We start from the raw sequence: 7,782 nt of genomic DNA, 5'->3' as shown, positions 1-7,782 counted from the left end.
CTATCTATACTCTCTAGCGGAGAAAAGCTATGTATCAAAAGATCTGTGAATCAACGTCGAATAAAAGGCAGTGATATAGAAGCTCTTTATTTTTGATAGCTGCGTACATATTGAAGAGCGTAGCTAACTATTCTTGCTTTTCTTTATCGTAGAATAGCTAACGTTTAGGAAAAAGCATCTTCTAATAACTGTTCTCTCAAGCAGAACAAAAGAATCTCTTATCTAAAGATAAAAGAGACTTTTGTAAGTTAATCCACTGTGTTGTAGCCCTACACTACCGCGATAATCGATAACCATATCTCTTATAGCTTTCTGTTAAATGAACATTAATAAAAGAATTCAACAAAATAGAGATAGCACCATTGGGCGCTATCTCCTGTCAGCTATATTGAGATACAACAATATTCAGATATTTATTCGGATATTGCTGTATAAAGCTAGATGCTATCGAACAACATTTCGATTGGCTTCCATACTAATCGGCTTCATCAAGTACAGATTCACTAACCTGCTTCCGACTGCCATGATATGAGGAATCTTTCGCAGGGTTTGAATGATCTTGTTCTGCCCAGACTGGCTGATTTGGCTAACTGCAGCAGTATGCTTGGTACACTTATCTAGCTCAGCAAAGAACTTAGGATCTTCTACATCTAGAATGATGGGGAACAGACGACCTGCTGACTCGTTAGTCTTTTTGATCACTTCGATGTCATATTCACGAGCGTCTAATCCTAGAGCCGCGTAGAAACTCTTACGCTGGATGTCGTTGAGGTACATGGTGGCAAACACTGAAAGCAAGAAGAATCGGCACCACAAGCGAGCTTTTAGATCGTTCAAGAATTGGGGCTGAGACTTCATCATGGCGGCAAAGAAGTCACCGTGGCGATTCTCGTCCTGACACCAGTTATCGAAAAAGTTGAAGATAGGGTAGATCGTATCTTCAGGGTGCTTTTCTAGATGGCGAAAGATTGTAATGTAGCGCCAGTAGCCAATCTTTTCAGATAGGTAGGTAGCGTAGAAGATGAACTTGGGTTTGAAAAATGTGTACTTTTTGCTCTTCGTGAGAAAGCCTAAATCTAGCTGCAGATCAAAGTCTGACATCGCCTTGTTCAAGAAGCCTGCATGACGCGCCTCGTCACGACTCATCAGATCGAAGCCTTCAGCCAGTATGGGGTTGCGCCCTTTGAGCTTGCGAGCGAGTTCTTTGTACAGCAAGAAGCCAGAAAACTCAGCCGTGCAAGAGCGCTCTAGAAACTCAACGAAAACCTGACGGCGCTCGCCTTGAATGTGGTCCCATGCGCCTTCAAACTGCTCGTTGCGAACAAAGTGGTGACGATTGTAGTCAACTTTGAATTCAGCGATGATGGCTTTGAGCTCTTCTTCGTTGCTAGAGACATCCATCTCCGCCATTTCTTCGAAGTCAGTAGTGTAAAAACGAGGGGTCAGAATCGTATCTTTGGCGGGTGCCTTGACGCCGGGACGAATTTCATCGAACTGCGTTTGATTAGGTTTGGTTGCTACCATGTGTGCCTCTGCCTGACCTTCATATCCGAAATTTATGCATATCAGTGTACCAAGCTCAAATGCTGTGAAGACACGAGTTTGAGAATTGTAAAGAATTGAATAGGAAAGTGAAGTAAGCAGAGAGAGTCTAAGTGAACTACCAGTTGAATCGGTCTACCGCGTCGTACAAGTCTGTTTGCTGGCGCTCTTCTACTGCGTCGTCAACAACTTCTTCGGGCGAGTGCTCTGCTGTCTGCTGAGCCTGGTATGCAGCTAGCTCTCTGGCAACGACTGCTTGAATTTCTTCGTGACTGGCTACGCCTTCGTAGGCATAGCGGTCATAGCCACCGCGTTCGACTAGCGTTTTAAGATAGGTAACGCGGTCTTCGGGGTTAGGGTGGCTAGAGATCCAGGTAGGCACATTGCGACCGCTGGCCTGAGCTTGTTCATTAAGCGTGACCATGACGTTGTAGACGCCGTCCGCCGCGTAGTCGCTGGCTGCAAGAATTTGGGTGCCGACGATATCGGCTTGACGTTCCATATCTCGGGAGTACCCGCTGAGGAAAACATTGTTGATTAAGCCGCCATAGGGGAGGTATTGGGCGATACTGCTGCTGAGATTGCTTCTAGTGGCAATTTGAAAGCCGTGAGAAAGAACAGCGTGGGCTAGCTCATGGGAGAGCAGTCCAGCTAGTTCGGCTTCGGATTGGGTGTCGAGGATGGCACCTGCGTTGACAAAAATCTTGCCGCCGGGCAGCGCAAAGGCGTTGAGGTTGGGATCGAGAATGATATGAAATTCGTAGTCTAGATCGCGGCGGCCAGTGGCCTTGGATAGGCGATTGCCGATGCGACGCACGTATCCTATCGCTTCAGGGTTTTGCAGCATCGGAAGGCGCTGACGAATTTGATTGGATACTTGAGCGCCAACGGTATTTTCTCCTTGCAGCAGCAAGATAGTGGAGTTAGCCGCAGTGAAGGGGCCAAAGATATTACCCGTCAGGGCGTAGCCAAGCGCGCCTGTGAAGACATTTGCGATCGCACCTTCACGAATCTCTGCTCTGGTTTCTCTTTGAAATCGCTGCAGGTTCTCGGCGGCTAGCTGCTGCTGCTGTTCGGTGCTCTCGTGGTCTGGATTAAGGGCAACGAACTGACGTGAGGCGATCGCTGCTTCTAACCACTGCGCTTGGGCCATGAATAGATCAATCTGAGCTAGGAGCAGATCGCTTTGACCGGGATACTGGGTCAGTGCGGCTTCGAGCACGTCGGCAGCGGCGTCAGGCTGGTCATTTTCCTGGAGGGCGATCGCGTAGCGCAAATGTCCTGGAATGAAAGCGGGGTACTCTTCAGTCAAAAGCCCTAGCGCCGTCAGCGTCTGAGCGGGCGTTTGATTATCAGCACCTGCTTTGGCCTCTCTCCAGTACACCGCTGCGCCAGGTCTGAGCGCGGCTTCGTCTGTAAAAGGCTCAGGCGGAAGCGCCCGAAACTGTTGGGGAATGAGCCAAGTTTGATTCTTAGCCTGCTGGTAAAGGGCTCTAGCCGCTGAAAAATTTCCGGCTGCATACTCTCTATCTGCCTGAATCAAAAGCTTTCTGCGAACCCGCTCTTCTGCTGTTACGCTTGGCGAACTACCCTCAGCAGTACCCTCTTCCGCGACCTCCTCTCCAGCAACGTTTTCTTCCGCAGCGTCAACGGACGCTTCTGTCTCTGCTTCGCTACTATCTTCGGCTGTCTCTTCTGATGACTGTTCTTCCTCAACGACAGATCCTTCTAAATCGACTGATTCTTCTGTGGCTTCATCAGCTTTAAGATCGTTGATCTCAAGATCGTTAATTTCAGAATTGTCAGCGACTTCCGCCTCAGCGCTAGCAACAACGGCTGAACTCGACACAGCAGACGTTTTGCCCGTAGCGGGCAGCTGAGTCCCTACAATGACTACCAGAAGCGTAGTAAACAAGGCCAACATTGCGGCCTTTATGAGTGAGTGAATTTTTTTCATGGGTGACTGCGACTCAAAGCGCAGAGACAACAGACATGATAGGTGAACAGAACTGGCCTGGACTCATAGCTCTATAAAAGCCACACCAAAAGCCACGCCAAAATCGTTAGCGACTAATTTGTTTAGAACAATCAGACCTTTCGCTATACTGAAATATGTAATAGATCTTAAATAATGACTCTATGAATTCCGAGACTATAGATGCAATCAAACCCTGGCTTAATTTTATCCATCCCGTGTTGATGTGGGGGATTTTTGCTTTAACTCTTTATGCTGGCTATCTAGGCTATCAGCATCGGCAAACTCGCCTGGCGACTGGGGAAGAGAAAAAGCAGCTAATCAAAGGTAAATTCTTAGCTCGCCATCATCAGGCTGGCTCTGTAATACTAGCGTCTATGGTGATTGTCAGTATCGGTGGCATGGGGGTCACTTATCTCAACAACGGCAAGCTGTTCTTTGGTCCGCATCTATTAGCTGGTCTTGGCATGATGGGACTAATTGCCTCTTCAGCCTCGCTGGTGCCGTTTATGAAAAACGGTAATGACACAGCCCGCTACACCCATATTGCTTTGAATACTGTTTTGGTGGGTCTGTTTGGCTGGCAGGCAGTCACAGGCGTTCAGATCGTCCAGCGGATTTTGAGCAGTATGTTTAGCTAAAGGTGTTTGGCTAGAGATAGTTTTGAAAAAGAAAGAGGCAGACCTTACGAATGACTAAGGTCTGCCTTTGAGCTATCTCACTGCTAATTCACGCAGAGGCTTCGAGAAGCGCCGTTTGGCACAGTGAACAACTGCTCTTGCAATTAATATACCCGTCATATCAAAAAAACTTTCTATAACCTCAGACAGACTATGGATATGAAGATGGATGCGCCTTTGGTGAGGGTGGCGCTGGCTATTTTGTATCAGAGAGGCCGCTTTTTGATGCAACTGCGAGACGATTTGCCAACTATCCACTACCCAGGCATCTGGGGATTTTTCGGCGGACATGCAGAGCAAAATGAATCCCCAGAATGCAGCGTGAAGCGCGAACTGATTGAGGAAATTGGCTACGCACCTGCTCAGACCAAATTGTTTTGCGAGCGCGAAAGTGTAGGCTACAGGCGCTATTACTATTATGCTGAGCTGGCAGCGCCGCTAAGCGAGCTGCGGCTGAATGAAGGCCAAGATATGGCACTGTGTTCAGTCGCAGAAGTTCAATCGGGCCAGAAATATTCTGAAAAGTTGGGCGAGATGCGATCGCTGGGCGGTCCACATCGACAGGTACTATTGGATTTTATTGAAAGTGGTCTCGTTTCATTGAACTAGCTTGTTTGCCTGGCCTGCTTAACTGGCTTGTTCGGACTGGCTTGTTCGGACTGGCTTATTTGGATCTGGCCTATTTGGATAAGATGTGGTGCTAGCGAGTTGGATCTGGATTCTATTAGGTGGCTTTTTTGCTGGCAGATTAGCTGAGCGACTGCGATCGCCTGCCCTGCTAGGCATGGTGATTGCTGGCATGGCGTTAGGCCCCTCGTTCGGTGATGCCATTAGCGTGGAGGTGCTGCAATCGGCGGATGGGCTCCGTAGCGTCGCGGTGATGGTGATTTTGATGAAAGCTGGGCTGGGGCTAGACCCGGAGAAGCTGGCGCAGCAGGGAACAGTCGCGCTGCGGCTGGGGGTTTTGCCTGCGGCTTGCGAGGCGATCGCAGTCGCATTAAGCGCGATCTGGCTGTTTCAATTTGATTTTCTTACGGGATTGCTGCTGGGGTGCGTGATTGGGGCGGAATCCCCGGCGGTAATCGTGCCCGGAATGCTGCGGCTAAAAAGATTGGGATACGGCGTTAAGAAGGGAATTCCCGATGCCATTTTGATGGGCAGTGCCCTATCAGATGTGCTGCTGCTATTGGTGTTTAGTCTGCTGCTGGCGTTTTTATCGCAGGCGGAGACGGCAGGGCTGGCTTTACCTGGCGGCTTGGTTCTAAGTCCGCTGCAAGTGCTGCCTTTTCAAGTCGTGATGCAGGTGAGCTTGGGCATTGTGGCTGGCTGGCTAAGTGCAAAGCTGCTAGTGGCTTTGATCGTTCGTCAGCGATGGGCGCAGACGATTGGACAAAGCACTTTGATAGCGGCGAGCGGTGCGCTGCTGCTAGTCGTGAGCGCGCAGAGGATGCCATTGTTTTCTGGCTATTTAGCGGTAATGGCCACAGGCTTCTTTTTGATTGGGTTCGACCCGCCTTTGGCGAGGCAGCTACGTCAAGGGTTTAGCAGTTTGTGGGCGATCGCTGAGATTGTTCTATTTGTTTTATTGGGTGCAAGTCTTCAAATTGGCGTTTTAGAAGAGATTTTTTGGCTAGGGCTATTGTTGCTGGCAATTGGAACGTTGGTGGGGCGATCTCTTGGCTGGTATCTATCTACGCTAGGCAGCAACTGGACAACGCAGGAGCGATTTTTTTTACTGCCAGGAAACTCGGCAAAGGCAACGGTGCAGGCGGCAATTGGTGCTATTCCTTTGGCGATGGGCGTAGAGGGTGGAGAAGTAATTTTGGCGATCGCAGCTCTCTCCATTTTAGTCACCGCCCCCTTAGGAGCCTGGGCCATTCCGACCTTTGCGCCAAAGCTGTTGCAACGCGACCCGGTCGATCCGACAAAGGTGGAAACTGAGCATAACCCTGTTCTCCTTGTAGCTATCAATAATTCTCCAACCGCTAGACAAGTCCTGCTCAGAGCCGCAGAACTAGCTCGACATAGCGAAGCTATGATTGTTGTACTTCACGTCTATCAGCCATCAGACAACCTGGAATTAGAAGGTCTAAAATCTCAAGTTAGTGACTTGCTTGTTGATATCCGTCATCAATTTATTGTGACCTTAGGTACTATCGAAGAAGAGGTTAGTAGAGCGGCCAAAGACTCCAACGCAACGAGTATTGTTATTGGGAAAGGTAGCCATAGCTCTGCTAGTGAACAGGCGATAGGAGCTATCCCTGTCTCTATCTTAAAGGCAAGCAGATTACCAGTTACGATCGTTGAAACTACTAGGAGAGATCATCATGGAATATGACTATGAAGCGATAGACGAGGCGACGCTAGCTTTAATGTTTTTGACCAGAACGCACGGAGATGCAGCGACTTGGAAAGGATACGACTGGGATACGACCAATCGACTGCACGAAAAAGGGCTACTAGGTAACCCAACAACAAAAAACAAATCTATTCCTCTCACTATAGAAGGCCAAGCTAAATGTGAGGAACTGTTCAAAAAACTATTTGTTAAAGAAGCGGAATAAGTAAACACTCTGATCGACAAAAAGATCAGCAAAGCTATTTTGCGAAAGTCAGTAGCGTCAGTGATAGATTTCGAAGAAAGTAAGGTTGGATAATACCAGAGCTATGACTAGATACGCTCAGCGAACCGCTATACTTAGTAGGTCAAGTATCCTCATCTGATCAGCTGTTCTATGCTTGCTGAAACAACCTCGCGCTACGTCACTCGTGACCCTGAAATTCTCCTCTGTGAGAGCAGTGATAGGCCTCTAGTGCTACGTATACTGCGCTTACTTCGACTAGCCTTTTTAATAACAGCAATAGAATAGTGGTTACCTCAACCATAATCAAGTTCATAATAGGTATTGTGATACTACTGCATCTGGTGTAGGGAGATTGATTATGAAGACTAAAATACAAAAGTGGGGCAACAGCTTAGCGCTGAGGATTCCTAAGTCGTTTGCTACTGAAACTTCGCTAGAACCTGATATGGAGGTTGAGCTGAGCTTGGTAGATGGAAAGCTAGTCATCGCACCGATTGAGAAACTGGTTTACTCTCTAGAGGATCTGTTAGCAGGAATCACCGCTGAGAATATTCATGAAGAGATCGATACGGATGCTTCTGTAGGTAATGAGGCTTGGTAAATAATGGTCTATGTACCCGAACGCGGGGATGCGGTTTGGTTAGATTTTAGACCTCAGATAGGTAGAGAACAATCAGGTAGACGACCAGCAATCGTACTATCGCCAGCTTCCTACAATCGAAAGGTGGGATTAGCTATCTTCTGTCCAATTACTAGCAAGATCAAAGGCTACCCGTTTGAGGTACCTATCCCAAAAGAGCAACCTATTAGCGGGGTTGTTCTTTCTGACCAAGTGAAAAGTCTTGACTGGCGGGTGCGGAGAGCGGAATACATCATTACGCTTCCCTCTTCTGTTGTTGTAGATGTTCTCTCTAAAATTGAAGTATTGCTGTCTTAGTTCAGCTCAGATTACTTGTTCGCTTTCCTGATCAAAGAGGTGAAAGCGGGTGAGGTCGAACTG

The 7,782-nt window shown here is 48.1% G+C and carries 8 protein-coding genes; 6 read left to right on the top strand and 2 right to left on the bottom strand.

The window, feature by feature from the left end:
• Positions 1–444: 444 nt before the first annotated feature.
• A complete protein-coding gene (gene acsF, locus IQ256_RS27750) occupies positions 445–1,524 on the bottom strand; it encodes a magnesium-protoporphyrin IX monomethyl ester (oxidative) cyclase (RefSeq protein WP_193858929.1) in 1,080 nt (359 codons plus the stop codon).
• A gap of 136 nt (positions 1,525–1,660) precedes the next feature.
• On the bottom strand, positions 1,661–3,466 hold the full coding sequence (locus IQ256_RS27745) for a M48 family metallopeptidase (RefSeq protein WP_228025355.1): 1,806 nt from the start codon (positions 3,464–3,466) through the stop codon (positions 1,661–1,663).
• Positions 3,467–3,681: 215 nt separating this feature from the next.
• On the opposite strand from IQ256_RS27745, the gene IQ256_RS27740 reads away from it, so the two are divergent.
• The 6 genes from IQ256_RS27740 (at position 3,682) to mazF (ending at position 7,719) form a co-directional block, all read left to right on the top strand.
• Positions 3,682–4,158, top strand: a complete 477-nt coding sequence (locus tag IQ256_RS27740; protein WP_193858927.1) for a DUF4079 domain-containing protein — start codon at positions 3,682–3,684, stop codon at positions 4,156–4,158.
• Positions 4,159–4,350: 192 nt separating this feature from the next.
• The gene (locus IQ256_RS27735) at positions 4,351–4,806 is read left to right on the top strand and encodes an NUDIX domain-containing protein (RefSeq protein ID WP_228025354.1); all 456 of its coding nucleotides are present in this window, start codon (positions 4,351–4,353) and stop codon (positions 4,804–4,806) included.
• An 85-nt stretch (positions 4,807–4,891) separates the two neighbouring features.
• Entirely contained in the window at positions 4,892–6,535 is a 1,644-nt protein-coding gene (locus IQ256_RS27730; RefSeq protein WP_370623565.1) for a cation:proton antiporter, read from the top strand.
• On the top strand, positions 6,525–6,761 hold the full coding sequence (locus IQ256_RS27725) for a DUF6429 family protein (protein WP_193858925.1): 237 nt from the start codon (positions 6,525–6,527) through the stop codon (positions 6,759–6,761). The genes IQ256_RS27730 and IQ256_RS27725 overlap by 11 nt, the downstream gene beginning before the upstream one ends.
• Before the next feature lie 379 nt (positions 6,762–7,140).
• On the top strand, positions 7,141–7,383 hold the full coding sequence (locus IQ256_RS27720) for an AbrB/MazE/SpoVT family DNA-binding domain-containing protein (protein WP_193858924.1): 243 nt from the start codon (positions 7,141–7,143) through the stop codon (positions 7,381–7,383).
• A gap of 3 nt (positions 7,384–7,386) precedes the next feature.
• The gene (mazF, locus tag IQ256_RS27715; RefSeq protein ID WP_193858923.1) at positions 7,387–7,719 is read left to right on the top strand and encodes an endoribonuclease MazF; all 333 of its coding nucleotides are present in this window, start codon (positions 7,387–7,389) and stop codon (positions 7,717–7,719) included.
• Positions 7,720–7,782 lie beyond the last annotated feature (63 nt).

Source organism: cf. Phormidesmis sp. LEGE 11477 (assembly GCF_015207105.1).
Taxonomy (GTDB): domain Bacteria; phylum Cyanobacteriota; class Cyanobacteriia; order Phormidesmidales; family Phormidesmidaceae; genus Phormidesmis.
Note: the sequence above shows the minus strand (reverse complement) of the source record. Positions and strands in the feature narration are given on the sequence as shown.

Bases quoted from the DNA above. Each gene is read 5' to 3' on its own strand.
- IQ256_RS27745 (WP_228025355.1), bottom strand. From the start codon at position 3,466: ATGTTGGCCTTGTTTACTACGCTTCTGGTAGTCATTGTAGGGACTCAG.
- acsF (WP_193858929.1), bottom strand. From the start codon at position 1,524: ATGGTAGCAACCAAACCTAATCAAACGCAGTTCGATGAAATTCGTCCC.
- IQ256_RS27725 (WP_193858925.1), top strand. From the start codon at position 6,525: ATGGAATATGACTATGAAGCGATAGACGAGGCGACGCTAGCTTTAATG.
- IQ256_RS27735 (WP_228025354.1), top strand. From the start codon at position 4,351: ATGGATATGAAGATGGATGCGCCTTTGGTGAGGGTGGCGCTGGCTATT.
- mazF (WP_193858923.1), top strand. From the start codon at position 7,387: ATGGTCTATGTACCCGAACGCGGGGATGCGGTTTGGTTAGATTTTAGA.
- IQ256_RS27720 (WP_193858924.1), top strand. From the start codon at position 7,141: ATGAAGACTAAAATACAAAAGTGGGGCAACAGCTTAGCGCTGAGGATT.
- IQ256_RS27740 (WP_193858927.1), top strand. From the start codon at position 3,682: ATGAATTCCGAGACTATAGATGCAATCAAACCCTGGCTTAATTTTATC.